The 26320-nt window shown below is 64.5% G+C and carries 26 protein-coding genes and 2 pseudogenes; 19 read left to right on the plus strand and 9 right to left on the minus strand.

What is annotated here, in order from left to right; translation table 11 throughout:
* From QZY44_RS23755 to QZY44_RS23775, 5 genes and pseudogenes are all read left to right on the plus strand, one after another.
* A pseudogene (locus QZY44_RS23755) lies at positions 1-543 on the plus strand (group II intron reverse transcriptase/maturase); the annotation flags it as partial.
* A 128-nt stretch (positions 544-671) separates the two neighbouring features.
* Positions 672-869 (plus strand): type II toxin-antitoxin system HicA family toxin, encoded by a 198-nt coding sequence (locus tag QZY44_RS23760; protein WP_295453787.1) that lies wholly within the window; start codon positions 672-674, stop codon positions 867-869.
* Positions 866-1105 carry a hypothetical protein gene (locus tag QZY44_RS23765; protein WP_295453791.1) on the plus strand — a complete coding sequence of 80 codons (240 nt, stop codon included), beginning with the start codon at positions 866-868 and terminating at the stop codon, positions 1103-1105. The genes QZY44_RS23760 and QZY44_RS23765 overlap by 4 nt, the downstream gene beginning before the upstream one ends.
* A 346-nt stretch (positions 1106-1451) precedes the next feature.
* Positions 1452-1928, plus strand: a complete 477-nt coding sequence (locus QZY44_RS23770; RefSeq protein WP_295453794.1) for a type II toxin-antitoxin system VapC family toxin — start codon at positions 1452-1454, stop codon at positions 1926-1928.
* Entirely contained in the window at positions 1925-2107 is a 183-nt protein-coding gene (locus tag QZY44_RS23775; RefSeq protein WP_295453797.1) for a hypothetical protein, read from the plus strand. The genes QZY44_RS23770 and QZY44_RS23775 overlap by 4 nt, the downstream gene beginning before the upstream one ends.
* A gap of 131 nt (positions 2108-2238) precedes the next feature.
* Here QZY44_RS23775 and ilvA read toward each other — a convergent pair whose 3' ends face one another.
* The gene (gene ilvA / locus QZY44_RS23780; protein ID WP_295453802.1) at positions 2239-3807 is read right to left on the minus strand and encodes a threonine ammonia-lyase, biosynthetic; all 1569 of its coding nucleotides are present in this window, start codon (positions 3805-3807) and stop codon (positions 2239-2241) included.
* 120 nt (positions 3808-3927) lie between these two features.
* Between ilvA and rpiA the strand changes: the two genes are divergently transcribed.
* The 6 genes from rpiA (at position 3928) to QZY44_RS23810 (ending at position 8409) form a co-directional block, all read left to right on the plus strand.
* Complete coding sequence (gene rpiA / locus QZY44_RS23785) at positions 3928-4593, plus strand: ribose-5-phosphate isomerase RpiA (RefSeq protein ID WP_295453807.1); 666 nt, start codon at positions 3928-3930, stop codon at positions 4591-4593.
* Between the two features lie 103 nt (positions 4594-4696).
* A complete protein-coding gene (locus QZY44_RS23790; RefSeq protein WP_295453811.1) occupies positions 4697-5134 on the plus strand; it encodes a hemerythrin domain-containing protein in 438 nt (145 codons plus the stop codon).
* 2 nt (positions 5135-5136) lie between these two features.
* Positions 5137-5397 (plus strand): DUF2249 domain-containing protein, encoded by a 261-nt coding sequence (locus tag QZY44_RS23795; RefSeq protein WP_295453815.1) that lies wholly within the window; start codon positions 5137-5139, stop codon positions 5395-5397.
* On the plus strand, positions 5391-6662 hold the full coding sequence (locus tag QZY44_RS23800; RefSeq protein ID WP_295453818.1) for a hypothetical protein: 1272 nt from the start codon (positions 5391-5393) through the stop codon (positions 6660-6662). Before QZY44_RS23795 ends, QZY44_RS23800 begins: the two co-directional genes overlap by 7 nt.
* A 141-nt stretch (positions 6663-6803) precedes the next feature.
* Complete coding sequence (locus QZY44_RS23805; protein WP_295453821.1) at positions 6804-7697, plus strand: ABC transporter ATP-binding protein; 894 nt, start codon at positions 6804-6806, stop codon at positions 7695-7697.
* Between the two features lie 139 nt (positions 7698-7836).
* Positions 7837-8409 carry a hypothetical protein gene (locus QZY44_RS23810; RefSeq protein WP_295453824.1) on the plus strand — a complete coding sequence of 191 codons (573 nt, stop codon included), beginning with the start codon at positions 7837-7839 and terminating at the stop codon, positions 8407-8409.
* Positions 8410-8497: 88 nt separating this feature from the next.
* Here QZY44_RS23810 and QZY44_RS23815 read toward each other — a convergent pair whose 3' ends face one another.
* The 5 genes from QZY44_RS23815 to QZY44_RS23835 all read right to left on the minus strand — a co-directional run bounded on the left by QZY44_RS23815 (position 8498) and on the right by QZY44_RS23835 (position 13965).
* Positions 8498-9163: a L,D-transpeptidase gene (locus tag QZY44_RS23815; protein ID WP_295453827.1), complete on the minus strand. Its 666-nt coding sequence runs from the start codon at positions 9161-9163 to the stop codon at positions 8498-8500.
* 281 nt (positions 9164-9444) lie between these two features.
* The gene (locus QZY44_RS23820; protein ID WP_295453831.1) at positions 9445-10122 is read right to left on the minus strand and encodes a L,D-transpeptidase; all 678 of its coding nucleotides are present in this window, start codon (positions 10120-10122) and stop codon (positions 9445-9447) included.
* A gap of 210 nt (positions 10123-10332) precedes the next feature.
* Positions 10333-10626 (minus strand): type II toxin-antitoxin system Phd/YefM family antitoxin, encoded by a 294-nt coding sequence (locus QZY44_RS23825; RefSeq protein ID WP_295453838.1) that lies wholly within the window; start codon positions 10624-10626, stop codon positions 10333-10335.
* Between the two features lie 428 nt (positions 10627-11054).
* The gene (locus QZY44_RS23830; protein WP_295453914.1) at positions 11055-13418 is read right to left on the minus strand and encodes a DUF262 domain-containing protein; all 2364 of its coding nucleotides are present in this window, start codon (positions 13416-13418) and stop codon (positions 11055-11057) included.
* Entirely contained in the window at positions 13372-13965 is a 594-nt protein-coding gene (locus QZY44_RS23835) for a phospholipase D-like domain-containing protein (protein WP_295453843.1), read from the minus strand. The genes QZY44_RS23830 and QZY44_RS23835 overlap by 47 nt, the downstream gene beginning before the upstream one ends.
* A 273-nt stretch (positions 13966-14238) precedes the next feature.
* On the opposite strand from QZY44_RS23835, the gene QZY44_RS23840 reads away from it, so the two are divergent.
* Complete coding sequence (locus QZY44_RS23840; protein WP_295453846.1) at positions 14239-14544, plus strand: hypothetical protein; 306 nt, start codon at positions 14239-14241, stop codon at positions 14542-14544.
* A 78-nt stretch (positions 14545-14622) separates the two neighbouring features.
* On the opposite strand, the gene QZY44_RS23845 is transcribed toward QZY44_RS23840, so the two are convergent.
* Both QZY44_RS23845 and QZY44_RS23850 read right to left on the minus strand, forming a co-directional pair.
* Positions 14623-14838, minus strand: a complete 216-nt coding sequence (locus QZY44_RS23845; protein WP_295453849.1) for an AbrB/MazE/SpoVT family DNA-binding domain-containing protein — start codon at positions 14836-14838, stop codon at positions 14623-14625.
* Between the two features lie 169 nt (positions 14839-15007).
* Positions 15008-16048, minus strand: a pseudogene (locus QZY44_RS23850) (homocysteine S-methyltransferase family protein); the annotation flags it as partial.
* 195 nt (positions 16049-16243) lie between these two features.
* On the opposite strand from QZY44_RS23850, the gene QZY44_RS23855 reads away from it, so the two are divergent.
* From QZY44_RS23855 to QZY44_RS23885, 7 genes are all read left to right on the plus strand, one after another.
* Positions 16244-16492: a hypothetical protein gene (locus QZY44_RS23855; RefSeq protein WP_295453852.1), complete on the plus strand. Its 249-nt coding sequence runs from the start codon at positions 16244-16246 to the stop codon at positions 16490-16492.
* A 15-nt stretch (positions 16493-16507) separates the two neighbouring features.
* A complete protein-coding gene (gene rlmH, locus QZY44_RS23860; RefSeq protein ID WP_295453856.1) occupies positions 16508-16990 on the plus strand; it encodes a 23S rRNA (pseudouridine(1915)-N(3))-methyltransferase RlmH in 483 nt (160 codons plus the stop codon).
* Positions 16991-17060: 70 nt separating this feature from the next.
* Complete coding sequence (locus QZY44_RS23865) at positions 17061-17699, plus strand: nucleoside triphosphate pyrophosphatase (RefSeq protein WP_295453861.1); 639 nt, start codon at positions 17061-17063, stop codon at positions 17697-17699.
* Positions 17696-19150: a ribonuclease G gene (gene rng, locus QZY44_RS23870; protein ID WP_295453865.1), complete on the plus strand. Its 1455-nt coding sequence runs from the start codon at positions 17696-17698 to the stop codon at positions 19148-19150. The genes QZY44_RS23865 and rng overlap by 4 nt, the downstream gene beginning before the upstream one ends.
* 34 nt (positions 19151-19184) lie before the next feature.
* On the plus strand, positions 19185-23267 hold the full coding sequence (locus tag QZY44_RS23875; RefSeq protein ID WP_295453869.1) for a YhdP family protein: 4083 nt from the start codon (positions 19185-19187) through the stop codon (positions 23265-23267).
* Positions 23268-23305: 38 nt separating this feature from the next.
* Positions 23306-24421, plus strand: coding sequence for an alanine racemase (gene alr, locus QZY44_RS23880; RefSeq protein ID WP_295453873.1), 1116 nt, complete (start codon positions 23306-23308; stop codon positions 24419-24421).
* Positions 24422-24591: 170 nt separating this feature from the next.
* Positions 24592-25599, plus strand: a complete 1008-nt coding sequence (locus QZY44_RS23885; protein ID WP_295453876.1) for a hypothetical protein — start codon at positions 24592-24594, stop codon at positions 25597-25599.
* 77 nt (positions 25600-25676) lie between these two features.
* Here QZY44_RS23885 and QZY44_RS23890 read toward each other — a convergent pair whose 3' ends face one another.
* Positions 25677-26087 (minus strand): hypothetical protein, encoded by a 411-nt coding sequence (locus tag QZY44_RS23890; protein WP_295453881.1) that lies wholly within the window; start codon positions 26085-26087, stop codon positions 25677-25679.
* Between the last annotated feature and the right edge of the window lie 233 nt (positions 26088-26320).

Consider the following 26320-nt stretch of genomic DNA (forward strand, 5'->3'; position numbering starts at 1 on the left):
GATTTCGTTTGCGCCTTCCGCTTGCGTGACGATGCACAGCGGTTCTTCGCGGTGCTACCGAAGCGGCTGGAGAAATTCGGCCTCGAAGTCGCCCCGGAGAAGACGCAGATCTTGCGTTTTAGCCGCTTTCATCCGAGCATACGGCGGCGCATCACCGTCCTGGGCTTCGAGCTGTTCTGGTTTCCGGACCGCAACGGCAGACCCCAGATGATGCGTCGTACCGCACGCAAGAAGCTTCACGGCGCGATTGCGCGCGTTACGGACTGGATCAAGAGCCACCGGCATCTGCCGGGCAGGGAATTTGTCAAAGGGCTGAACCGGCGGCTGCTGGGGCACTACAATTACTATGGTCTGCGCGGCAACTCGCGCGGCCTGTGGTGCTTCTTTCAAACGGCGGTTGCGAGTGCGTTCAAGTGGCTGAATCGGCGCGGCGGCAAGCGCAAGAGTTTCACGTGGCCGGTCTTCAACCGCGCCTTGCAGAAGCTCGGAATTGCCAGGCCCCGCATTACCGAGAAGCCCACCGCACAAGTGGTGTTTGCATGACTTTGCTCGCGCGAAAGCGAGTACAACCGCGGAACCGGATGCGGGAAAACTGCACGTCCGGGACTGTGCCGGGGGCGCCGGGTAACCGGCGTCCCTACGGCTGAGGCGCATAAGAAAATGAGGCCCGTGTGCCACCGAAAGTAAAAGAGTTGATTGAAAGATTGGAACAGGCCGGCTTCGCAAACCGGGGTGGAAAGGGAAGCCAACGAAACTTCGTCCATCCAAAGGTCACAAAGCCAATTACCGTTTCCGGGAAGTCCGGTGATGATGCCAGACAGTACTTGGTTAAAGCGGTTGAAAAGGCAATAACGGAATCGAAAAAATGAAAGATAGTGCGCGTTACGCTAAGATTGTGGAATGGTCAGAGCAAGACAATTGCTATGTTGGGAGTTGCCCAGGATTAATTTTTGGGGGCTGTCACGGCGATAACGAGAAGCTCGTTTTTGAGGAGCTTTGCCAAATTGTTGATGAGGCGATTGTTTTGTACAAGCGCGATCAGAAGCCTTTGCCATCTCCAACATCCGGTAGGGATTACGCAAACTTGCTGCAAGATGTCGCGTAGGAGTAAGAGCGAAAACGGGGACGCGCGAAAACGCGAAAACGGGGACGAAAACGGGGACGACGAAAACGGGGACGGACATCGATTTCTTCTTCAGATCGGCAACTCCATTTGCTCCGCCTCCCGTTCCGGAGTTCGCGGTCGCCCCGGTCGACCGCGCCAAGTCCGGCGCCCGAGCATAGCGGGATAAGGGGCCAGGCTCAATTATGAAACCAAAGAAAGCCTAACCTTCGCCTAAACCCGAGCGCGCGCCATCGGGGTTCGTGCGGTTTGCAGGCTCCGTGCGGGCGCGCACCGGTTTAGACTTCGTTAGCTGCCAGAAGACGCGAGGTCGGAGTACCAGTAAGCAATGGCACAATCTGTTTACGTCGAGTCATCCGTTATCAGCTATTTGGTAGCGCGACCGAGCCGTGATGTGGTAGTCGCCGCACACCAAGCGATTACCGAAACATGGTGGCAGAGTCAGCGGGCCGAATTTGATTTATTTGTCTCCAGCCTCGTGATACAAGAAATCTCACGGGGCAATGCTTCGGCGTCGGAGAAGCGGCTGCAGGCTGTAGAGAATATTCCTCTTCTTGCAACTTCGCCCGAAGCACAGAGATTAGCCGAAGAACTATTGGCTAAGGGTGCAGTGCCCGCCAACAGCGAAGAAGATGCCCTGCATATCGCCATTGCCGCCGCAGGGGGAATTGAGTTCCTTCTCACGTGGAATTTTAGGCATATCAACAACGCGCAGACCAAGGCGTTTATAACAACAGTGGTCGAATCGCAAGGCTTTGCCTGTCCAATATTGTGCTCACCGGAAGAATTGGGGGCAGAAATATGAACGAAGATCCAATTGTTGCGGAAATCCGCAAATATCGTGCCGAGCACGCAGAAAAATACGGTCATGACCTGGGTCGTATTTGCGAGGCGTTACGCGAAGCCGAAGCAAAATCAACCCGTAAGGTTGTGCACCGCCAGCCGCGCCTGCTTCCAAAAACTAGCAGCGAACATACGCCTTAGAAACGAGCGCGCGCCACAGGCGACGTGCGAATTCGCGACTTGATCATAACTCCAGCCGCCGGCCTCGGGGCGCGCAGCGCCCAACCCATGCGTGACACCGCTGGAGCGGTGTCACGAGAGGAAACGCCTCGCTAAGTCATATGGTTCGAGATCGGCGCCAGCTTACCGGCAAAGATCCGATAGGCCGGGTTGTCCGTTTCCTCCCAGTGGGGGTAACCGAGTGCATCCAGGGCCTGATGGAAGGTCGCCCGCTCGGCGGCGGGGATCGCGGCCCCCATCAGCACCCGACCGTAGGCCGCCCCATGGTTGCGGTAATGGAAGAGTGTGATGTTCCAGCGGTTGCCGAGCCCGGTGAGCAGCTCCAGCAAGGCCCCTGGGCGCTCGGGAAACTCGAACCGGAAGAGTGTCTCACCCGGCGTCGCGTCGGTCCCGGTATCGGTGATCCCCGGGGCATGGCCACCGACCATGTAGCGGATGTGCAGCTTGGCGGTCTCGTTGTGGGTCATGTCCAGCACGCCAAACCCCTGCGCCGTAAGCTGCCCGATCAAGGCCGCGCGCTCCTCGTCGCCGCGCCCCAACTCCACCCCCACGAACACCTGGGCGTGCTCAGGGTCGGCAAAGCGGTAGTTGAACTCGGTGATCTGGCGCCCGCCGATGGTCCGACAAAAAGCGAGGAAACTCCCGGGCCGCTCCGGGATCTCGACCGCCAGCAGGGCCTCGCGCCGCTCACCCAACTCCGCCCGCTCCGCCACATGGCGCAGTCGGTCGAAGTTCATGTTGGCGCCGCTCTCGATGGCCACCAGGTGCTCCCCGCGACAGCCGGTGCGTGCCACATAGCGCTTCAGGCCGGCCACGGCCAGGGCGCCGGCGGGCTCGGCAATCCCGCGGGTGTCGTCATAGATGTCTTTGATGGCGGCGCAGATCTCGTCGGCGCTGACCAGAATCACCTCGTCCACCCGCGTGCGGGCGAGCCGGAAGGTTTCCTCGCCGATGCAGCGCACCGCCACCCCGTCGGCGAACAGACCCACCTGCGGGAGCTCCACCCGATGCCCTGCCGCGAGTGCCGCGTGCAGGGTCGGCGCATCCTCCGGTTCCACCCCGATGATCCGCACCGCTGGTGCCAGCCATTTCACATAGGCGGCGATCCCGGCGATGAGCCCCCCGCCCCCCACCGGGACGAAGATGGCATGGGGGGGCTCCGGGTGCTGGCGCAGGATCTCCATGCCGATGGTGCCCTGACCGGCGATCACCGCGGGGTCGTCGAAGGGGTGTACGAAGGTCAGAGCACGCTCCGCGACCAATTCCATAGCATAGCTATAGGCCTCATCATAGGAGTCGCCGTGCAGGATCGCCTCGCCGCCCAGGGCGCGCACGGCGCGGACCTTGATCGCCGGGGTGGTGCGCGGCATGACGATGGTGGCCGCCACCCCCAGGCGCGCCGCCCCCAACGCAACGCCCTGTGCATGGTTGCCGGCGCTGGCCGCGATCACCCCGCGGGCCAGCACCTCGGGGCTCAGGCTCACCAGCTTGTTGTAGGCGCCGCGCAGCTTGAACGAGAAGACCGGCTGGAGGTCCTCGCGCTTGAGGAAGACCTGATTGCCCAGCCGGGCCGAGAGCTGGGCCGCCAGGGTCAAGGGCGTCTCCTGCGCGACCTCGTAGACACGGGCACGGAGGATGCGTCTGATATAGCTGTCGGGCATGCAGAGTCTCGGTAGGATGGGGAACCGGGCTGGCGCGCGCGGATCAACCCGTCACGCTCACCACTCAAGGGCGGCTATGATACCTCCTCTTTTAATAGACAGATTCAGCGAGATCAATCCATGACCCAGGACGAACAAAAGCAACAGGCCGCCATCGCGGCCCTGGCCTATGTGGAAGGCGGCATCATCGGCGTGGGCACCGGCTCCACGGTCAACCACTTCATCGACGCGCTCGCCACCATCAAGGGCCGGTTTGAGGGCGCCGTGTCCAGCTCAGAGGTGTCCAGCGCGCGGCTCAAGGCCCTGGGTATCCCGGTCCATGACCTGAACTCGGCCGGCGACCTGGCACTCTATGTGGACGGCGCGGACGAGGCAAACCGGCAACTGCACCTGGTCAAGGGCGGCGGCGCGGCCCTGACCCGGGAGAAGATCGTCGCCGGGGCCAGCACCCGCTTCGTCTGCATTGCCGACGAGAGCAAGCTGGTGGACGTACTTGGCAAGTTCCCGCTGCCGGTGGAGGTGATCCCCATGGCGCGCAGCTTTGTAGCGCGCCAACTGGTCCGGCTGGGGGGCACCCCGGTGTGGCGCGAGGGGTGCGTGACCGACAACGGCAACCTGATCCTGGATGTGATGGGACTGGAGATCCTGGAGCCAGCCAAGCTGGAACAGCAGATCAATAACATTCCCGGCGTAGTCACGGTGGGCATCTTTGCCCTAAGGCCCGCCGATGTGCTGATCCTGGGTACCCCGGCGGGCGCACGGACGGTGACTGCGGAATCGACCTGAGCGGACGGGGCGCGCCAGGCTCTCTGATCCAGGTCAAGGCGCGGCCCCCACCGGGCGCACACAATCAACCCATCGCCAGACACACCGCCGCCCATCGCACGCCATGTCATCCGCCATCACCGATACATTCACCGCCGACCACCACCGCTGCGACCAACTGCTGGCCGCGGCCGAGCGCCAACTCGCCGCCGGCGACTGTCCCGGGACCGGGGAGGCGACCGCGGGACTGGCCGGCGCCCTGGAACATCACTTCACGCTGGAGGAGGAGACGCTCTTCCCGGAGTTGGCCCAGGTCTTTCGGGTGGCCGAGAACCCGATTGAGGTCATGGTCGGGGAGCACGCCCAGATGCGGGCGCTGCTCGCAGACCTGCACGAGGCAGTCGCGGCCCGCGACCAGGCCGCCGCGCTCGGGACTCTGGAGACGCTGCACTTCCTGATCCAGCAGCACAACTACAAGGAGGAGGGCATACTCTACCCCATGGCCGACGGCGCCCTGCCTGCGCGGGGCGCGGCCATCGCCACGCGGCTCACCGAGGATTGACCATGCCCCCCCAAGTTTTGGATGTACGCACCCTGCCCCCGCCCGAACCACTGGAACGGGTGCTCGACGCCCTGACCAACCTGCCGGCGGGTGGGCGGCTGTGGGTCCTGCACCGGCGCGAGCCCTTCCCGCTCTATGACATGCTCCAGACCATGGGCTATTCCTGGCGCTCCCGCGGCCATGAGGGACATTTCGAGATCCTGATCTGGGACAGCGCGGTGCCGCCGACCCGCGCCGAACTGTCCTGGAACCCGCCATGCTGAATACCGCGGGGCTGCGCCTGGACCAAGCCCCGCCGATCACCGTACCCTTCGCCTTCTTTCTGGCCGCCCCGCCCTTCGCGGTGGCCGCCGGGCTCTGGCTCACCTGGGCCGGGGACGCGGCACTCGCTTCCCGCTGGACGCCCCAGACCCTGGCACTGACCCATCTGATCGCACTGGGTTTTCTCACCCAGATCCTGTGCGGCGCCTTACTCCAGCTGCTGCCGGTCCTGGCCGGTGCGCCCGTGCCTCGGGTGATTGCGGTGGGCCGCACGGCGCAAGCGCTGCTCACGACCGGGACGGTGCTGCTCTGCGCCGGGCTCGCTCAGGGCTCGGGCGTGCCGCTCACAGGGGGCGCATTGGGTGTCGCCGCCGGGCTGGCGCTGCTCGGGGCCACAGTCGCGCTGGCACTGACCCGCAGCCGGGGGGTTGCAGACACCCGACTCGCCATGGCGCTGGGACTCAGCGCGCTGGCCATCACGGTCGCACTCGGACTGGTCCTGGTCGCCGCACTCCAGGGCTGCGTGCACCTCACCGGTTTCCCGGACTGGGTGGACCTGCACCTGAGCTGGAGCCTCCTGGGCTGGGCCGGGCTGCTCATCATGGGCGTCGGCTACCAGGTCGTGCCCATGTTCCATGTCACCCCGCCCTACCCTGCCTGGCTGCGGGCGGCGGCCGTCCCGCTCGCGGCCGGTGGGTTGGTCGCAGGCAGCGTATTGACCTTGACCGGACAGGGCGCCCAGGCGAACTGGGCGCTGGGACTGGCCGGGGTCTGCTTCGCCGCCTTTGCCGTCACCACGCTGGACCGCCAGCGCCGCCGCGATCGACCGATCCTCGACACCACCCTGCTGCACTGGCGCTCCGCGATGGTCTGCGCGCTCGCCGCCGCGGTCCTCTGGCTCGTCGGCGGCCGGGCCGAAACCATCGGCGTCTTGCTCCTGGTGGGTGTCGGCGTGGGGCTGCCGAGCGGCATGTTGTTCAAGATCATGCCCTTCCTCTCCTGGTTCCACCTCCAGCACCGCCAACTCGCCGCCCGCCGCTTCGACCTGCGCATCCCGCACATGCACGGTTTCGTCCCCGAGGCGCGCGCCCGTCTCCAGTTCTGGCTGCACCTCGGCGCGCTCGGACTGCTGGTCGCCGCGACCATCGCCCCCGGCCATGGCCTGACCCGACCCGCGGGCGTGGCGCTCGCGGCGGCTACCGGTTACCTCGGCGTACTGCTCGGTCAGTGCTATCTGCGCTATCGGGCGATCGCGCGGCGCTTCTGAATCGGATCGCCGACAGCCTGTCGGCGCGAGCGGCACGCCGCGGCGCCCGGGCGCGGTCAAGGATTTGTTGCGCGGCAAGCAACGCGCTAATCTGACGCCCATACCCCCCACCCCGACAAGTTCATCCGCGAGTCCAGTTCCATGCCGCCTGAGCCGAACATCCTCTTGGAAGTCCAGTCCCTCGTGCGCAGCTTCCCCGGCGTGCGCGCAGTTGACGGACTGAGCTTCCAGGTCCAGCGCGGCCAGTGCTTCGGCCTACTCGGTCCCAACGGGGCCGGCAAGACCACCACGCTCCAGATACTGGAGGGGATCGACCAGCCGACCTCGGGCCAGGTGCTCTTCCGGGGCCGCCCACTGGACCCCAGCTATCGCGAGGCGATCGGCGTCCAGTTCCAATCCACCGCACTCCAGGACTTTCAGACCGTCGGCGAGTGTCTGCGGACCTTCGCCAGCCTCTACAGCCGCCATGCCGACCGCGGCATGCTGATCGAGATGTGTAATCTGGGCGAGATCCTGGACCGCGATACCCGCGTACTCTCCGGCGGCCAACGCCAGCGGCTGTTGCTGGCGTTGGCCCTGGTGAGCGATCCGGAGCTGCTCTTTCTCGACGAGCCGACCACCGGTCTGGACCCCCAGGCCCGGCGCAATTTCTGGGACCTGATCGAGACCGTCCGTCGCCAGGGCAAGACCGTGGTGCTGACCACGCACTACATGGAAGAGGCCCAGCGCCTGTGCGACCAGGTCGCCATCGTCGATCGCGGACGCATCGTCGCCCAGGGGGCACCGCTCACGCTGATCCGGGAGCATTTCCCCGCAGCGATCATCCGGCTGCCGGTCGACGCCTGGCCGGACGGCGTCCCCTTACCGGAAACCGCCGCCACCCGCGGGGCCAAGATCGAGCTGCTGGTCGAGGATGTCGCTGCGACCCTGCTACACCTGGGAAGCATCGGCGCCGACCTGACCGGGCTGCGGGTGGACGTGCCCAACCTGGAAGACGTCTTTCTCAAGCTGACCGGGCACTCACTGAGGACGTGAGGTTAGCTGCGCGCCGCGCGCCGGGGCCGACGGAGTGTCGGCGCTCCCAGGTGCCGCCTGACGACTGCGGATTTGGTCTCTGCCGATATCGGCCCAATATGGGCGCTTGGTAACCAGCGAACTCTCATGGGGTGCAACTATGGCTTTTGACCTTGGCGCAATGCTCTCGTCGCTCAAGAACCGACCGCTCTCGTATAAACTCAACCTGGTCGCGGGGGGCCTCGGCATCATCGTCGCGGTTGTCATCTTCATCGGCGCCGCCCGCACCCTTGAGCTGTCTGGCGTCGCCGCCCCCAGCGCCCAACCAACCTCAGCTCAGCTGAGCGCAGAAACGGCCAGCCTGCGCGCCGAGATTGAGAAGGTAGCAGCCGACCTGAAGTCAATTCAAACCGATCTGCGAGAAGGGGCCGGCTTACCCAAGGATGCGAAGCTCGCGGTTGCGCAACAACAGACTCAAAAGGCGTTAAGAGAGATCGCCGAACGGCAGGACCAGCTTGAGCAGATCATCATCGCCAACCCGGTGAAAGCGCTGGAGATGTCAATCCTTCAGCGTGACTTGGAGAATGTGAAGGCGACCCAGCAAGCGAGCCTCACCGCGGTCAAAGCCACGGTCGACCGCATTTCCAGCTTGACAAAATGGGCGCTGGCCGCCATGGCCCTGTGCATCGTCCTACTCGCCGCCAGCTTCTCCCTTAAGAGCAAAGAGGCTTGACCGCGGCCGGTGATAATTGACCCGAAATCACTCATTCACAAGGCGTACGTCGGGTTAGCTCAGCGTAACCCGACCTTGCGCGACTGGCTCAAGAGCGAAAAGCAGAGAACAGCTCCGCCAAAAGACTCGGGGGCTCCGGGGGAGTGGCGAGATCGAGGTTGGCGACCCGGGCGGCCCCCTCCCGCTTGATCACAATGGGATCACCGAGCTGAATGCGGTCGAACAGCAATCGCGCATCCTCGTAACGCAGCCGGACACAGCCGTGCGAGTCGGCATACTCGGGCACCCAGCCCTCATGCACGAAGTAGGGACCGCGGAACTGAAGCGAATAGGGCATCGGCGTTGGCTGATTAAAATCATTGGTATATTTCCCTGACCGCTTATCGACCTGCTTGCTCAGGACGCGATAGTCGCCGGTCGGTGTCGGGTGCTTTGCATTGCCGGACGAGACCGGGCCGCTCAATATCACCTGACCGTCCTCCACATACTCGAAGGTCTGGGAGCCGATAAATACCTTCAAGTCGCGGCTCTGCGCCGGGGGCAGTTGGTAACGTTGATCCTTGGCCGGCAGCACCGGCGGGGTCTTCTTGACCAGCGCGATGACCTTTTCGTCGCCCGACTCGGCGCCGGGTTGCACCGGCTCCGCCGGCACATCGCTGATGGCAGGAACCAGGGCGCAACCGCCGCTAAACAAGCCGCTCAGCAGGACTCCCGTCAGGGCAAACAGTTGAAATTTCTGTCTTGAGTGATGCATGACTGTCTCTCGTTCCCACGCGCCGCGTGGGAATGCAGCCATGGCCGCTCCAGCGGCCAGAATGCGCACGCGACGCCGGATAGGTTGGACTTGCTCCCCCCGCTAGAGCATGGATATAGGCAAGGAATTCGATGCCGGCTCTTTATACCCGCTCCGCTAGTCCGAAGTAAATCAGTTTCCCACTCAACGACGCAGATACCCGCACACAATCGGCAACGGCGATGACCACAATCGGTTCGCACAATCATTGATCCCATGACATGTCCCGACCGACCGCCAGGTCAAGACCGAGACGGATTGAACAGCCGCGACCAGAAGCCGGGGGCTCGGCGGCTGGGGGTCTGGGGGTTGGCGAGAAAGGCATTGGCCACCCGCGCCGCGCCCTCCCGCTTGATCACAATGCGATCCCCGAGCTGAATGCGATCGAAGAGCAAACGCGCATCCTCGTGACGCAAGTAGATACAGCCGCGCGAACTCGGAGTGTCAGACACCCAGGCCTCATGGATGAAGTAACCGGCGTAAAACCGCAGCGAGAAAGGCATCGGCGTCGGCTGATTGTAATCATTCCTATAGGTCCCAGAGCGCTTATCGATTTCCTTGCTCAGGACGCGAAACTCCCCAATCGGCGTCGGGTTCTTCACCGTCCCGGACGAGACCGGACCACTCAATATGACCTGACCGTCCTCCACATACTCGAAGGTCTGGGAGCCGAGAAAGACCGTGAACTCACGGTTGCGCGCCGGGGGCAGTTGGTAACGGCGATCATTGGCCGGCCGCAGGGGCGGGGTCTTCTTGACCAGCCTGAGCGCCTGTTGCTCGGCCGATTCGGGGCCGGTTGATACCGCTTTGGCCGGGACAGTGCCGACACTGGGCTTATGGGCGCAACCGACGCTGGACAAGGCCCCCATCAGGAGCCCCACCAGGGCCAGCAGTAGAAATTTCTGTCTTGGATTAAGCATGGCTGTTTCTCGCTATTCTCGTGCTCACGCGCTAAAGCTGCAAAAGTATTCCCGTAGGATGGGTTGAGCGCAACGAAACCCATCGTCAGCGCTTCGGTCAAACCTTGATTGCTGGGTTTCGCTGCGCTCTACCCAGCCTACAGAGGGTGCATGGATTGGTGCGGCGACGAATGCTCTTGACGACGGCGATGGCCGCAACCTGCCCATCGATCATTGGTCCCACGAGAAGTCCCGACCGGTCTCCCGGGAGCGCAAGCTCGCAACCTCTTGACCAGTCAGCGACTCAGACCCGTCCGCCTGCAAGCGCTTGCGCCAATTGGCAAGAAACTGGAGATACCCAGTTAGCTTGGGCGGTATCGCGGTAAGCCGATTGAATTCCCGCTCGGACAAAATCACGGTCACCCGCTTACCGCGACGGGTGATATGCACCAACTCACCGGCCTCGGCCCGCTGTACCAGACTCGGCAGCCGCGCCTTGGCGTTGACGATCGATGTATCGGACATGTGTTAGCTACCTTGACCTGTTGTTATCTGCTCGGTCGTGCTGCGCCCGCGCGGGTTAGGGTGAGGCGCGCGAGTTCACTGGGTTCCTTAACCATGCACCTGGACTTGCTACCGTGTTGAAACATCGAGCTAGGCGCCAAATCTTTGACCCTGCCCCATATACCGAAAATATTCGACCCTGGCCCGAATGGCACTAACTTAAGCTTCCGCATTTATAAATCTGCGACTTACAGGAAAATCGACAAGCAGTCACTTGGCTGGATGCGGCATTTTCCGGGGCGTTTCCTTGCTCCTGCCTAGTCGGCAACGGTTTTTCGCTCGTTTCGCCGCATCCCAATCGACTGTTTCTGCGATGCTTGCGGCTTAAGTCAGTGCCATTCGACCCTGGCCCCTTATGCTTCCAAGCCGAGCTTGGGAATCAGAGACTCTTACGTGAGCTTACCCAGCGCAAGGCTTTTATACCAATGGCGATAGAGACGACAAAAGCGGGTCGTAATGGCTGTGATCAATGCCACTCGATACTCCTTGTTCTTTTCATCAAGAAGATACCTGTTGTTTTCAAGCGGGTCTGGCACGCAGCGCTTCCAGTCTAGCCAATCCTTCGTTTCCCCAACAAAACTTGCCCGACGCAATTTCTTGTTCTTGTCTAGTTGGAATCGCCGCGTATCCAAAGTGATTTCGTCGAGTTTCCTTGCAGGAACAGAGTTTTGATCGCCACGATTGAGCTCTAGCGGCCACGCACGCAGATTGCCAATAGAGGTATGCCATTCACGGATAACCGCAGGCAGGTTATAAATAGACGACGAACTTCCCATGCTCTGTGGATGGATATGGTCATAGTCCCACGGGCGGTTGACGTCGTCCATCTGTCCCGGCAACGTGGGATCAAAATCGGAAAACCAATGCATAAGTTGCTCGCGCTGGGCATAATCGACAACACGCCGGTTACCCCATAGTTTTTCGATGAACCGGAACCAAGCAAAACGCCGACGCTCATCCCGAGCCGCCGCATTATTATTATCTGCTTGAGCGTCGGGTGAATTAAGAGGAATTGTGCTAAGCCAATCCTTAATGCCAGAGTGCAGATTTGCATAATTCTCGGGCACAATCCGTTCGTAATAATGTATCCATTTGCCTGATGCGACCCAGTAGTTTTCGTTGTTTGGTCCAGGATAGTTGGAGCAGCCGTTAACAACCCTATCACCTATGAGCCTCTCCAGCGTAGCGGGGTGAACGAGCGGCAGCATGACGAGTTTTCCATCGGGTTCGACTGTAAGCAGCGATTGAAATTGCGACTTATTGAAGAAGTCTTCAATCCCTTTGGCGGGATATTTACGCAATGTTGGCCATAGGCGTCGAAAACATAATCCCGCATCTTCCGCAAACCAGTTTACTGCGACAACAAAACCTAGCGTGCGCTGACGTTTATCGAGGGAGATATCAGTTAGTCGAGTTTTTCCATCTTGCCCCTTATGCAGACGCATTAGCCACACGCTTAGTATTAGCAGGATATCCAGTCCTCGTTCGCCGCTGAATAGTTGTGCAGCTAGCGTGGGTGGCAGGCGGTGATCATGGCCATTGGGCTCACGGGGCCGCGCATACAACACTAATTCTAATAAGTCCTTGATAACGGGTTCGACCTTATTAACGAAAGCGAGCAGTTCCTTACGCTTAACGTCGCTGCGCATGGTCTTGCGAAAATCTCTTACACTCGGAGTTCCTGGCATTTTTTCAGATAGACTTCCATTCTCCCAAGCATCACAGAGGCGGGCCAGAAATGTCACCATACGGGCTGGGGAGATGACTTGCCGCTTGTTCGGCTGCAACTTCTTGATCTCATCAGGCGCCTGCGGCCACGCGGATTTCAGTAACGAGTAAATCAACTCTTCGCCACCCAAATCAGTTCCGGCAGAATTGACGCGCACAAAAAGAGTTTCAACCGCACTCTTGCGGGATTCCTTATCCTTCGGAGCGCTCCTGTCTTCAGTCTCGAGCCCCGGCAGAATGAGTCCTGGGATACGCTGTGACTGCAACTCGCGCCGCAGTGCTATTGCCAATAGTTCAAGCCGATGTGAGTGGGAGTTCTCGTTCCTGGTTTTCTCTACTTTGAGCGCATCTTGCCAACGCTCCTTAAGCTGGATTTGTTTATCATCTTGACGGCCATCCTGTTGTTTCTTCAATCTGGCGCTGTCGCTCCACATAGGAAGCGCTTGTAGTTTATTAAGTAAAGCGTTACGCCATTTATCACCCTCAGCAACAGACTCGATAAGCAGTGCGACCGGTAAGGGACAGGCCGCATCCCATGGCCAAGCATGTCTTAGGGGTAAACCGGCCGAGCGTATGTTGTCGCCACCGCTTCCAAGAACAGTACGAAAACAGTCCATGGCATCGACGATGTCCTGATTGGATAGCCGTTTTGTAGGTTCGCTCGACTGGTATCCCCAAGGGTGTGAGCGAGTCAATACGCGAAAAACGAATGCCCGCTCATCAGAAGGTGAAGCAAGATCGACCCAAAGAGCCGGACCATCCTTGCTATTCTCTTGTGGGTGCCCCCATAGGTCAAAAAAACCCAAGGCAATAGCCGTGGCCCGTTGCTGGCCATCCAACAAATGAAAGGTGCGCTTGGGGTCGCTTTTACTACAGCGCCCCAATAATTTGAAGTCTTGCTTCCCGAGCGCCTCATCAAAGGGCGCAAGCAAGAAAGAACCTATCGGAAACCCGCGTAGTAATGAATCCCACAGCGCCTCAGACTGAGCGGCACTCCAAACGGCGCCGCGTTGCAACGCGGGCAATAGGGCGCAAATAGACGTGTCGATGGCCTGCCCTCCAATCGCTTCGACCTGCCAGGCTGCAATTTCGCGTAGAGACAATAGCCAAGCACTTGTTTCGTTGATGCTCTCTATATTGGTGGGCATGGTTGTCTCGAAAGTTGAGGTAGTCGGCGGCGATGTCCGGGCCGTCGGCAATGACGGTAATGCTCTCGTCGTTGTCCTGTGCGCGCCGGGTCCAGTTGTAGGACCCAATGATGACGGTCGCGCGGTCGATGACGCAGAACTTGTGGTGCATGATCGGGTCGCGGTCGCCGCCCGCGGGGATCAGGAAGAGTTCACCGCCGCAGTCCTGCAAGCGCTGGAAGTTGAGCCGGCCGGGTCCGCAGTTGATCCGATCGTTCAGCACCGCAAGGCGCACCCGCAGGCCCCGCCCGGCCTGTTTACACAGGGCGTCGAAAAGGATGGGGTCGGTGAACCAGGCGACCGCGACGACGATTTCCTGGGTCGCCGCGGCCAGGCACCGCGCGATTTCCTGGGGGATGCGCTCGAAATGGGCCGTCGTTTCCATGCGTCAGCTCTCAAGAAAGGGGGCGGGTGTCCGGCGAAGCGATGCTTTTCATTGGGATTATACTCCGGACGCTAGGGAAGTAGGCAGTCGGTCGAGCAGACTTGGGAGCCCGGTCGAGCGCCAGCCGGTATACTCCCACCCCAGCGAACGGCCCTGCGGGGCGAGGCACCGACCCATGATCAACTGGCACCGACTCTGTGGGACCTGTTCAGCTTCCAGGCGGAAAAGGTCCAGCAGGGGGCCAAGTCCTATCGCTGGCGCCAGCCTGACCATGTGCCCGTACTCAACGAAATCTATCACCGCTACCGCGAACTGGGTATTGCCATGCCGTACACCTTCGAGGACTTCCGCCATGATCTGGCGCTGGAATTGGTGCAAGAGTTGCCGCCCGAGGAACGACTGCGGGGGCTGGCGCCCGCTGAACGCCTGCGCGGGCTGCCGGTCGAGGAACGCTTGCGTGGGTTGCCAAGCCAGGAGCGACTGCGCGGTCTGTCACCCGAGGACATCCTGGGAGGGCTCGACGACGCGGAGCGCGCGCGGCTGAAGGAACTTTTGGAGCGCAAGGAGCAGCGCCACTGACAAACCCTGCGAGAGACAGGGGGCGCGCGTCGTGGGCGACGTATCCAGATGTCGACCGGCCAGACGAGTCGAGGAGGTTCACACCCGATCATCCCGTGTGCGGATATCATCGAGACTGGTGTCGGCGCCATCCAGAAACCCACGCAGTGCGGACACCGGCTCGCACGGCAGCAGTTCGATACCATGCTCGCTTGCACGAACCATGAACCGCTGTCCCGGCTTGAGATTCAAGGACTCGCAGATGGCCTTCGGCAGGACCAGTTGGTACTTGGTCGAGAGGGCTGTGGTTTCCATGGTGCGATGCCTTACGAGGCTGATCGATCAATTCAGTAGGCTTGAGCACTGCCAACCGGCAGCGAGCGGTCCGCGCAGCGGACCCTCGGGGCTCGCGGCGCAGAGCGCCCGACACAGGCGTGACACCGCGGAGCGGTGTCACGAGTGGGAAAGCCTACGCGTTAAACGCCTCCAACCCCGAGAGGCGCAGCCGGTGATCATTCTCCTTGGGCTGCCGGGGCTCCTGCCCGGCCACCGCGGCGGCAATGGCACGGATGTGCGCGGGACTACTGCCGCAGCAGCCGCCGACGATGTTGACGAAGCCCGACTGAGCCCATTCGAGGATCTGCGCGGCCATCTGGTCCGGGGTCATGTCGTATTCGCCCATCTCATTGGGCAGGCCGGCATTGGGGTGGAATGAGGTGCAGAACTCACTCACCCGCGACAGGTCCTCGACATGGGGCCGCAGCGCATCAGGGCCGAGCGCACAGTTGAGCCCGATGGAGAGCGGCCGGACATGGCGCAGGCTGTTGTAAAAGGCCTCCACGGTCTGGCCCGACAGGGTGCGCCCGGAGGCGTCGGTGATGGTGCCCGAGATCATCACCGGCAGCACCACATCGTCCTCGTCGAAGACCTGATCCACGGCAAAGGCGGCGGCCTTGGCGTTGAGTGTATCGAAGATGGTCTCAATCAGGATGGCGTCCACCCCCCCGGCGATGAGTGCCCGGGTCGCCTCGGCATAGATGGTCACCAGCTCGTCGAAGTTGGTGTTGCGGGCACCCGCGTCGTTGACGTCGGGTGAGATGCTGGCGGTCTTGCCGGTGGGCCCCAGGACCCCGGCGACGAAGCGCGGCTTGTCCGGGGTGAGGGCCGTGAAGCGGTCGGCGCAGGCGCGGGCGAGCCGGGCGGCGGCGGTGCCGATCTCCGCGGCAACGTCTTGGAGCCCGTAGTCCGCCTGGGACAGCCGGTTGGCGTTGAAGGTGCAGGTCTCCAGGATGTCGGCCCCGGCGTCCAGGTATTGTTCATGGATCTCGCCGATGACCTCTGGTTTCGTCAACACCAGCAGGTCGTTGTTGCCCTTGAGATCCGAGGGCCAGTCCTTGAAGCGCTCGCCGCGGTAGTCGGCCTCGGTGAGCTGGTAGCGCTGGATCATGGTCCCCATGGCGCCGTCGAGGATCAGGATGCGCTCGCGCAGTACATCGGCGAGTCGGTTGTGGGTGTGGGCTGGCATGGAAGAGTCCGCCTTGGGTTCGTGACAGGGCACCCGGCCGGTGCGTGACTTGGCAGTATAACCGCGGCTGGGAGCGCCGACAGTGCGATGGATTCGCGCTCGCGATGCCCGGGCGGCTATCATCCGCGGGTTTAGCCGCAAACCGGTGCGCTGGCCCTGGCCCGCTGAGATAATTGCAGAAGAAGAGGTGACGAAATGGCCGATCAACTGATGTTGTTGCCGAGTACGGACCCGTCGCGCTCGCTGCTGGTGCGGTTGCCGCAGGACTTGGCCCCGGCGGAGGCGTACCGGCAGGTCACCGGAGTGATCGCCGCGCTGGAGTCCGCGAACGGACACGGTGGCGGACCCGGGGGCGCCCGGGTGCCGGTGGAGGAGGTCATCGACGCGCTCGAGGAGCAGGGCTTCGAGTCTCTGGACCTGATCCTCGGGCCGAGCCTGGACTGAGCCCCCGCGGCACCGGTGCGTATCCATCTGATCTGCGTCGGGCGCCGGATGCCCGCCTGGGTCGAGGCCGGGTATCAGGAGTATGCCAAGCGCCTGCCCCCGGAATGCACCTTGAAGCTGATCGAGGTGGAGCCAATGCGCCGCGGCAAGGCCGGAAACCGGCCGGGCGAGGCCGACCTGGCCCGGGAGGACGAGGCGGAGCGCATCCTCAAGGCGATCCCCAAGGGCGCCGGGGTGGTGGCCCTGGATGGGCGCGGTCAGGGGTGGACGACGCCGGACCTGGCCGGCCAGCTCAAGGATTGGCTGGGCGGCGGGCGCGACCAGGCCCTGCTGGTGGGCGGCCCGGATGGGCTGGCACCGGCCTGCCTGGCGCGGGCGGATCAGTGCTGGTCACTGTCGCGGCTGACCTTTCCCCATCCGCTGGTGCGGGTGATCCTGGCCGAGCAGGTCTACCGCGCCTGGACCTTGCTCGCCGGGCACCCTTACCATCGGGGCTGATTGTAGTGTCGATTTTTGCTTGTCGATGGCCGCTGACCCGCGGCTATCCTGCCACCTAGAAGAGTTCAAAATGACCGATGCCGACCCCCAGATCTATCTCGCCTCCGGCTCGCCGCGGCGGCGCGAGCTGCTGACCCAGATCGGGGTGCGCTTCAGGGTCGTGACAGCGGACTGCGACGAGACCCGCCACCCGGGCGAACATCCGGAGGACTATGTACTGCGCCTGGCGCTGGAAAAGGCACAGACAGCGCGGGCCGCGCTGCCGCAACACGAACACCGGCCGGTGCTGGGCGCGGATACCGCGGTGGTGGTCGGTGAGCGCATCCTCGGCAAGCCAGCCGATCTGGCTGAGTCCATGGCGATGTTGGGGCTGCTCTCTGGGCGCTGTCACCGGGTGCTGACAGCCGTTGCACTGGTCGCGACGGACGGGGTGCGCACCGATCTGTCGGAGAGCCGCGTCACCTTCCGCACCCTCACCCGGGATGAGTGCCTGCACTACTGGGACACTGGTGAGCCCCGGGACAAGGCCGGGGGCTACGGCATCCAGGGCCTGGGCGCGCTCTTCATCGCCGGCCTCACCGGCAGTTATTCCGGGGTCATGGGCCTGCCACTGTTCGAGACCGGGCGACTCCTCGGGCAGGCCGGCATCGCGGTGCTCCCACCCACGCCGAGCGGTGCCGAGTCGCTCGCGAGTGAGGTGCGCCGGTGAGTGAAGAGATCCTGATCAATGTCACCCCGCCGGAGACCCGGGTCGCGGTGGTGGAGGGCGGAATCGTCCAGGAGATCATCATCGAGCGCGCGGAGCGCTGCGGCCTGGTGGGCAATATCTACAAGGGTCGGGTGGTGCGGGTGCTGCCGGGGATGCAGGCGGCCTTCGTGGAGATCGGGCTGGAGCGGGCCGCCTTCCTGCACGCCTCGGACGTGATCGGCGCCGAGGGCGAACCGCGCGGTGAGCACATCCACGAACTGGTCCGGGAGGGCGATGAACTGGTGGTCCAGGTGGTGAAGGACCCCTTAGGGTCCAAGGGGGCGCGGCTCACCACCAACGTCTCGGTCGCCTCCCGCTATCTGGTGTGCATGCCGGCGCTCTCCAGCACCGGGGTATCCCAGAAGATTGACGACGAGAGTGAACGGCGGCGTCTGCGCGACATCCTGAACCTCTATGTGGAGACCCACCCCGGACGTGGCGGTTTTATCGCCCGCACCGCCGCGGAGGGGGTGAGCGAGGAGTCGCTGTTCAAGGACATGGACTTCCTCGCCAAGCTCTGGCGGGGCGTGCGCGAGCGCTGTCTGGCGGCCACCGCCATCGGCCTGATCCACGACGACCTGCCGCTGGCACTGCGCGCACTGCGCGACCTCGTGACCCCGGAGGTGGAGCGGGTACGCATCGACTCCCGCATGATGGTGGAGAAGGCCATCCCCTTCGCCGCCAAGTACATCCCGGACATCAAGGACCGCATCGAGCACTACCAGGGGGAACGCCCGCTGTTCGACCTCTACGGGGTGGAGGAGGAGATCCGCAAGGCCTTGCAGCGCCGGGTGAACCTGAAGTCCGGCGGTCATCTGGTGATCGACCAGACCGAGGCCATGACCACCATCGATGTCAACACCGGGGCCTTCGTCGGGCATCGCAATCTGGAAGAGACTATCTTCAAGACCAACCTGGAGGCGGCCCAGGCGATCTGCCGACAATTGCGCCTGCGCAACCTGGGCGGCATCATCATCATCGACTTCATCGACATGACCGAGGAGGAACACAAGCGTCAGGTCATGCGGGCACTGGAGAAGGCCCTGGCGCGCGACCACGCCAAGACTCATATCACTGAGGTCTCCGCCCTCGGGCTGGTGGAAATGACCCGCAAACGGACCCGGGAGTCACTGGAGCACGTGTTGTGCGAGCCCTGCCCCTGCTGCGGCGGGCGCGGCTCGGTCAAGACGGCACAGACTACCTGCTCGGAGATCTTCCGGGAGATCCTGCGCGAGTCACGCCAGTTCGAGGTGCAGACCCTGCTGGTACTCGCCTCCCAGGACGTGGTGGACCGCTTGCTGGACGAGGAATCCGCGCACCTGGCCGAACTGGAGGAATTCATCGGGCGCCCCATCCGCCTCCAGGCGGAGTCGCTCTATACCCAGGAGCAATATGACATTGTGCTCATCTAGCCGGTAGTCCTGTCCGTTTATTCTCATACTCCGGATGCTTCACCTCACACACCGCACCATTGCCTGGCTCCTGCGGCTTAGCCTGCTAGGCCTGGTCCTGCTCGCGGTCCTGACCACGGCCCTGCGCCTGGCCCTGCCGGTCGCCGACGGCTACCGGGACGAATTGGCCCAGGCACTGTCGGAGCAACTCGGTTACCCGCTGCAGGTGAAGACCCTGACGCTGCGCCTCGCCGGTTGGACGCCGCGCTTGGTGCTAGGCGACGTGGTCATCACCTGGCCGCAGACCGGCGGAGCGCTGCTGCGCCTGCGCGCACTGGAACTGGACCTGGACCCCATCGCCTCGCTAGTCGCCGGCCGGCCGCGCGTGCGCTCACTGACCCTGGTGGGGGCGCGCGTGGCGGTGCATCGGACCCGCGACGGCAAGGTGAGCCTGGTCGGACTCACCGCGCTCACCCCCGATGACCCGAACGCACTGGCGATCTTCCTACGCCAGGGGCGGCTCAATATCACCGATGGCGAGGCCCTCATCATCGACGATGCCCTGGGCGGGGCGGTCGTGCGACTGACGCGGGTGCGCCTGCGCCTGCACAACGATGGCGCGGTCCACCAATTGGAACTGTTGGCCACCCCGGTGGCGGCCGACGCACAGCGCAGCGACGCCGGACCGGACGACGCCCAACTGCGCCTGCTCGCGGACCTGCGGGGGGACGCGGACGACACGCGGCAATGGGACGGGAACCTCTACCTGAGTCTGGCCGGCGCGAACCTGGCTGCCCTGGTACCCCAGACCCTACTCGATCCGGAGCGGGTGAGCAGCCGCAGCGTACACCTGGATAGCTGGAACCAGGTGCACCAGGGCACGCTCGTGGAGAGCCTCAACCGCGTCGCGCTGCGCGGTGTCACCCTGCAACCGCCCGCGGCGCTCGCCCCGTTGTCCCTGGAGCGCCTCGACGGACTGGTCCGTGTCACCCCGGCGGCAGACGACTGGCGCATCCAGGTCGCGCAACTCGGGCTCGCGGTGGACGAGGCCCTGGTGTCCGACCTGGGTCTGGACCTGCAGCTGTCCGCGGACGGCGCGCCCCGGACGCTGGACCTTGCGTCCACTGGCTTGGACCTGCAGGCGATCACGCGACTGATCCGCGCCTGGCCGGCGACGGCGCCCCCGCCCGTCGACCAGGATCTACTGGCCGCCCTGAACCCACGCGCCCGGGTGGAGCAACTGGCGGCGCGCGTCGAGTTCCCGCCCGCGGGGCCGCCGACCTGGCAAGCGACGGCGCAGGTGCGCCGCCTCGGACTGGATCGACACGCACGCATCCCGGCCATCACCGGTCTGGACGCCCGCCTGCGGGCGGACCAGGACGGGGGCGACCTACAGCTGGAGTCCGCCGACCTGGCGCTTGATGGGCGCCCACTCTTCGACCAACCGCTGCACCTGAACCAATTGCGCGCCGACCTCACCTGGCGACGCGGTCCGACCGGCGGCTGGCATCTGGCAAGCAACACGGCGGACCTGGCGAACGCCGACCTGAGCGCGCAGGTGCGCTTCACCCTGGACCTGCCCGGACCCGCGGACCCGCCTGACTCCGGCCCCTTCCTCGACCTGCGCGCCGGCCTTACGGACGCCAACATCGCCCAGACCCGGCACTATCTACCCGTCGGCATACTCAACCCGGAACTGACGCTCTGGCTCACCCACGCACTGGTGTCCGGACGCGTCCCCCGGGGGGACTTGGTGCTGCGTGGACCCTTGAAGCATTACCCCTTTCGGGAGCAGCAAGGGCGCTTCGAACTGGTCCTCGGGTACCGCGACTTGGTGCTCAACTACCAGCACGGTTGGCCACCGATCGAGGGGAGCAGCGGGGAACTGCGGTTCCTGACGCAGGGGCTCGACATCCGTATGGACACGGGACGCATCTACCAGTCGGCCCTGAGCCAGGGCCGGGCCAGCATCGCCGACCTCTGGACCCCGCACCGCCTGCCGATCCATGGTGAGGGGAGCGGCCCCTTCACCGACGGGCTGAAGATACTCACCGAAACCCCGCTAGCGCAGCCGCTGGGCGTCCTCGGGCGCTCACTGGAGGTCGATGGCCGCCTGAAACTTGTCCTGGACCTGGATCTTCCCCTGTTCAAGGGCGGGATCATGGGCGTGGACGGGCACCTGTCCTGGCCCGCACCCGCTAGCCTCGCCTTGAAGAATACGCAGGTGAGGCTGACCGCGCTGGCCGGCGACCTCGAGTTCACCGGCAATACACTGCACGCCGACAACATCCGCGGCCAACTCTGGGGGCGGCCGGCCACACTCGCCATCAGCACCCAAGACCCTGGGGATGCGACCGCCGCCACCACCCGGATCAGCGCCCATTCACGTACGCCCGCCAAGACGCTCACCGCCCGCTTCCCCTCGCCCTTCTGGGGCCTCACCACCGGCGACCTCGAATGGGACCTGGGGGTCGAGCTGCGCAACAGCGACCTCAAAGAACCCGCGCTGCCGCTTGCCTACAGCCTGCGCTCCGACCTGCGCGGCCTGGCGATCAACCTCCCCACCCCCCTGGGTAAGACCGCAGAGCAGCCACGCCCACTGGAACTCAACGGCGCACTGGTCCCGGGACGGCGCATGACCATCGCGGGCGCCGCACAGCCGCTGGCCTGGAACCTGGCACTGGCCCTGGCGCCCGCCCGCCTGGAGCGCGGCCAGGTCACCCTGGGGGCAGCACGGGCCGCGCCACCCGCGCAGTCACCCGGCCTGGTCATTGAGGGCACGCTCCCCGAGCTGAACCTGCCGGCCTGGTCCGACTGGTGGGACCGCAGCGCGACCGCGCTGGGGCTCACCACCAACCAGAGCGCGGCGGCGGGTGCCAAGCCAGGGACTTGGGGGCTGTCCGCCGACCTGCGTATTGCCCGGCTGAACCTGGGCGGCCCCGTGCTTAGCGATGCCCGGGTCCAGGCCGCCCCGGCGACCGCGGGCTGGGACCTGCGCCTCACGTCCCGCGAAGTCGCCGGTCAGATTGCCCTGCCCGACCCGGCGGCCGCCGGACAACCGCAGGCACCGCTAACGCTCGACCTGGAGCGACTGGACCTCAAGCCACTGATCCCGAACGGGAGCGACACGGAATCCACACCCCCGGCCTCACCCGGGGTGCCCGCCCGGCGCCCAACGGCGATGGATCTGCGGGTGCGCGAACTGCGCTGGGGCGAGGTCGGGCTCGGGCGTTTGAGCCTCAACCTGCGCCCGGACAGCGCCGGGCTGCGGGTATCGCGCATCGCCTTCGATGGCACCGGCGACACGCGGGTGACGGGAGACGCCGCCTGGCTGGACTCGCCGACCGGCGGGCACGGGCAACTCGCCCTGACGCTGAAGTCCGCGAATGCCGGCCCCCTGCTGCACGCCTTGGACTATGCACCATTCTTGAGTCCCGCCGCAGTGGACGCACGCCTGCGCCTCGACTGGCCGGGCGGTTTTTCGGCCTTTTCACTGGCGCGTTCGACCGGCCGGATCGAGCTGGACGTGGGTCCGGGGCGGCTGCTCGACGTGGACCCGGGGGTCGGACGGGTGCTCGGCTTTCTCAACCTGGGAGAATTGAGGCGCCGGCTGTCGCTGGATTTCACGGATCTCTATCAGAAGGGGTTCGTCTTCGAGCGCATCACTGGGCGCATCGACGTCGGCGCCGGCCAAGCACGCCTCAAGACCTTCGCCATCGATGGACCGTCCGGCGACATCAGTGTCAGCGGGTTCGCCGACCTACGCGGTCGCACCTTCGACCAGACGGTGACCGTCGAACCCAGCATCGGCACCAGCGTGGCCCTGGCAAGCGGGGTGGCCGGCGGCCCGGTGGTGGGGGCCGCAGTCTATCTGGTCGACCGTCTCACCGGCGGCGCACTCGACCGCCTGGCCAGCTATCAGTATCGTATGACCGGCCCCTGGAACAAGCCGGAACTGACCCCGATCGGCTGGGAGCCCTTCGCGCGGGGCGCGCGCCCGAGCCTGGACAACGGGGCCAACGCCAAGCCGCCGGGCACGCCGGACGGCACCCAAGAGCGCACTCGACGCAGCGACCGGGACGCCCCGAGCACACCGGCCGCGCCCGGCCTGCGGCCCGTCAACCGCTTTTTTGAGTGAGCCATACGACTTTTCCACATGACTTCAGGGAGACTTTGATGACCCGCCCCACCCGCGCCGGTATTGATCTCGATGCCCTGCGCCATAATTTTGCCGTGGCACGGAAGTTGGCCGGGGCGGCGCGCACGGTCGCGGTGGTCAAGGCCAACGGCTACGGACACGGTGCGGTGGCAGTGGCCCGGGCCCTCGCCGGGACCGCCGACGCCCTCGGGGTCGCCTGCATCGAGGAGGCGCAGGAGCTGCGCGAGTCCGGGATCCGAACCCCCATCCTGCTGCTGGAGGGGGTGGTCGCCCCGGACGAGCTCGCCTTGGTCGACCGTTTGGCCCTGGCCATGGTGGTCCACAGCCGGGAGCAACTGGAGTGGGTGCGCGCGGCACGTCCGGCGCGGCCCCTGGCCTGCTGGCTCAAGCTGGATTCAGGCATGCACCGACTGGGCTTCACAGCGGACGCCTTCGCCGCCGCCCATGCGGCCTTGGCGCAGTGTCCGCAGGTGGGTGACTTGGTGTTGATGACCCATCTGGCCCGCGCCGACGAGTTGGATCACCCGTATACCCACCGGCAGTTGGCACTCTTCGCGCAGGCCTGCGCCGGCTTGGCCGCACGCCGCAGCCTGGCCAGTTCCGCCGGGCTCCTGGCTTGGCCGGCGGCCATCGCCGACTGGGTGCGCCCCGGCATCATGCTCTACGGGGCCTCGCCGCTGCCGCAGGCGCACCCAGCGGCCACCCGGCTGCGCCCGGTCATGACCCTGGAGTCGGCCCTGATCGCGGTGCGCGATCTTCAGGCCGGCGAGTCGATCGGCTACGGCGGGCGCTTCGTCTGTGAGCACCCGACCCGGGTGGGGGTCGTCGCCGCCGGCTACGCGGACGGCTATCCCCGCCATGCCCGGGATGGCACGCCGGTGGCGGTCAATGGTCAACTGACGCGGCTGATCGGGCGGGTCTCCATGGACATGCTGACGGTCGACCTCACGGGGTTGCCCCACGCGCGCAGCGGCGATCCGGTGGAACTGTGGGGCACCCAGGTCAGCGCCAACGCCGTGGCAGCGGCCAGCGACACCATCCCCTACCAGCTATTCACCGGAGTAAGCAGGCGAGTCCAGCTCATCTATCGCGCTGGTGAAACGGCGCTGGCGTCCGCAAATGGCGACCCATGAAGGCCAATCAGTCGCTGCTCGCCTGGTTCGCCGGGCCTCCCCGGGCCGCTGTCCGCGCCCGCTTGCACTCCGGCCGCTGCACCGCACGACCGGCACCGATGCGGCGATGGCGACGCGCCGAACGGTGGTTGACCCGCATCATTCACCCGCAAAGGACGATTTAGCCACCCATGAACGAACGACCAGTACGTATCGCAGTCAGCATCAAGGATCGTGCCGCGCAACAACTCGTGTCCAACCTATTCAGCACCGCCGGTGCGAGCATACAGGTCTGCGATGACGCGGCGGCGATCATTGAGGCCGCCGATGACATACAGGCCATTGTGCTGGGCCTGAGCGCGGCCCCGGAGAAGACCTTCGACGCACTCGTCGTACTGCGCCAAAAGTTAGCGGCCATCCCGATCTATGTCATCAACGACGCCGCGGGGGAGCGGCACGCCAAACGCGCTTTGCGGTTCGGCGCCACACAAGTCGTCTCGCAGGAACTGTTGCCGCGCCGCGTCAGTCATCTGTTACAGCCGCTCGCGTCGGCGAAGGCGCCAACGAAGGCACCGGCACCCATCCCGCCGAACAGCCCCGCGCCGGGATGGGCGGGGGGCAAAGCGGACCCGGCCTATGAGATCCAATCGATGGACCTGGGGTCCTGGCTGTCGGTCCCCGGCAACCGGCGCTTGCTGGGCATGGAGGAGCCCGACGCCAACGGCCCCACGCCAAACGCCGATCCTGCGCATCAGCGCGAGCGGCCAGGCAGCGACCAGACCCCGCCCGCTGCTGCGGGAGAGGGACTGCGGGTGGCAGCGTCACTAGACCCAGAGTTGGGCGCAGGGGAGTACAGCGCGTCGGACAGCCTCGGTGACTGCCCGCACGTGATGCGCTGTCGAGCACAGTACGAAACGCAGAGCGCCGCCATCCTGGAGGTTCACTTACAGCGGGAAAAGCGGCTGCATGAGCTCGAACACAAGCTGCGCGAGCGCCTCCAAGTCGACATCAAGCATGAACTCACCCAGCAAATCACCGCCGAAGAGGCGCATGTGAAGGACCTGATCGCCGCGGTCCAGGCCCAGGTCAGGCGGGAGATCGCCACCGCGATCACTCATGTGTACCTCATGGTGATTGCCCTGATCTGCGCCATCGTGCTGGCGGGCCTCGGCATGGCATGGCGTTTGGGGCTCTGGTGAGGCATTCAGCGAATCGGATCTGCCGTGGCGGGTGGACATCGTCGACTGGTGCAGCGCGGACGAGCCCTTCCGGCGGATCATTGCCCGGGAGCGCGTGCTCGTGCAGGAGGCGTCAGTGCACGCAATTCGGGCGGCAGGCCCAGGGAGATTGAATCCGCCCAGTGGATGAACTCGGCAATACCGACAGCACGGTGGTCATCGACACGAAAGTGCCGCTTGATGGCCAAGGTGATGAGGTTGTGCCGCCCGAAGGCCGCCGCGCTGGGAAAGGTCTTGGCATCATCCGCATCGACGCTCGCCGGCTCGATACCGAGTGACAGCGCGGCGAGCTTCCAGGGTGCGGCGGACTTGATCCGCTTCCAGTATTCCCACTTTGGGGGGTTGGCGGACGGTCGCGATGGTTGGTCGCACGGCGGGCCCGACCGGGCGCCGGCCGACACGGGCTTGAACGGGGGATTGGCTACCCGCAACGACTTATCGTTGCTCACTGGCTGCGCTCCTTCTCGATACGGTTGTTCAGTCAAAAAAGGCGGGGGCGGAGCGACGCCAGACAGCCCTGCGGGGACTACCCCAGCTGCGGCGGGGCGCGCTCGGCCTTGCCTCCCAGAGCCGTACAATTTACCCGATCCGGGGATGGCGGGATACAGGGGCGAGGACTCGCGCCGAACGGGCGTCGAGCAGCGGTCACTGGTGCGGCGCTCCCGATCGCGTGGCGACGCCG

Origin of the sequence: uncultured Thiodictyon sp. (assembly GCA_903837595.1) — a bacterium.
Taxonomy (GTDB): domain Bacteria; phylum Pseudomonadota; class Gammaproteobacteria; order Chromatiales; family Chromatiaceae; genus Thiodictyon.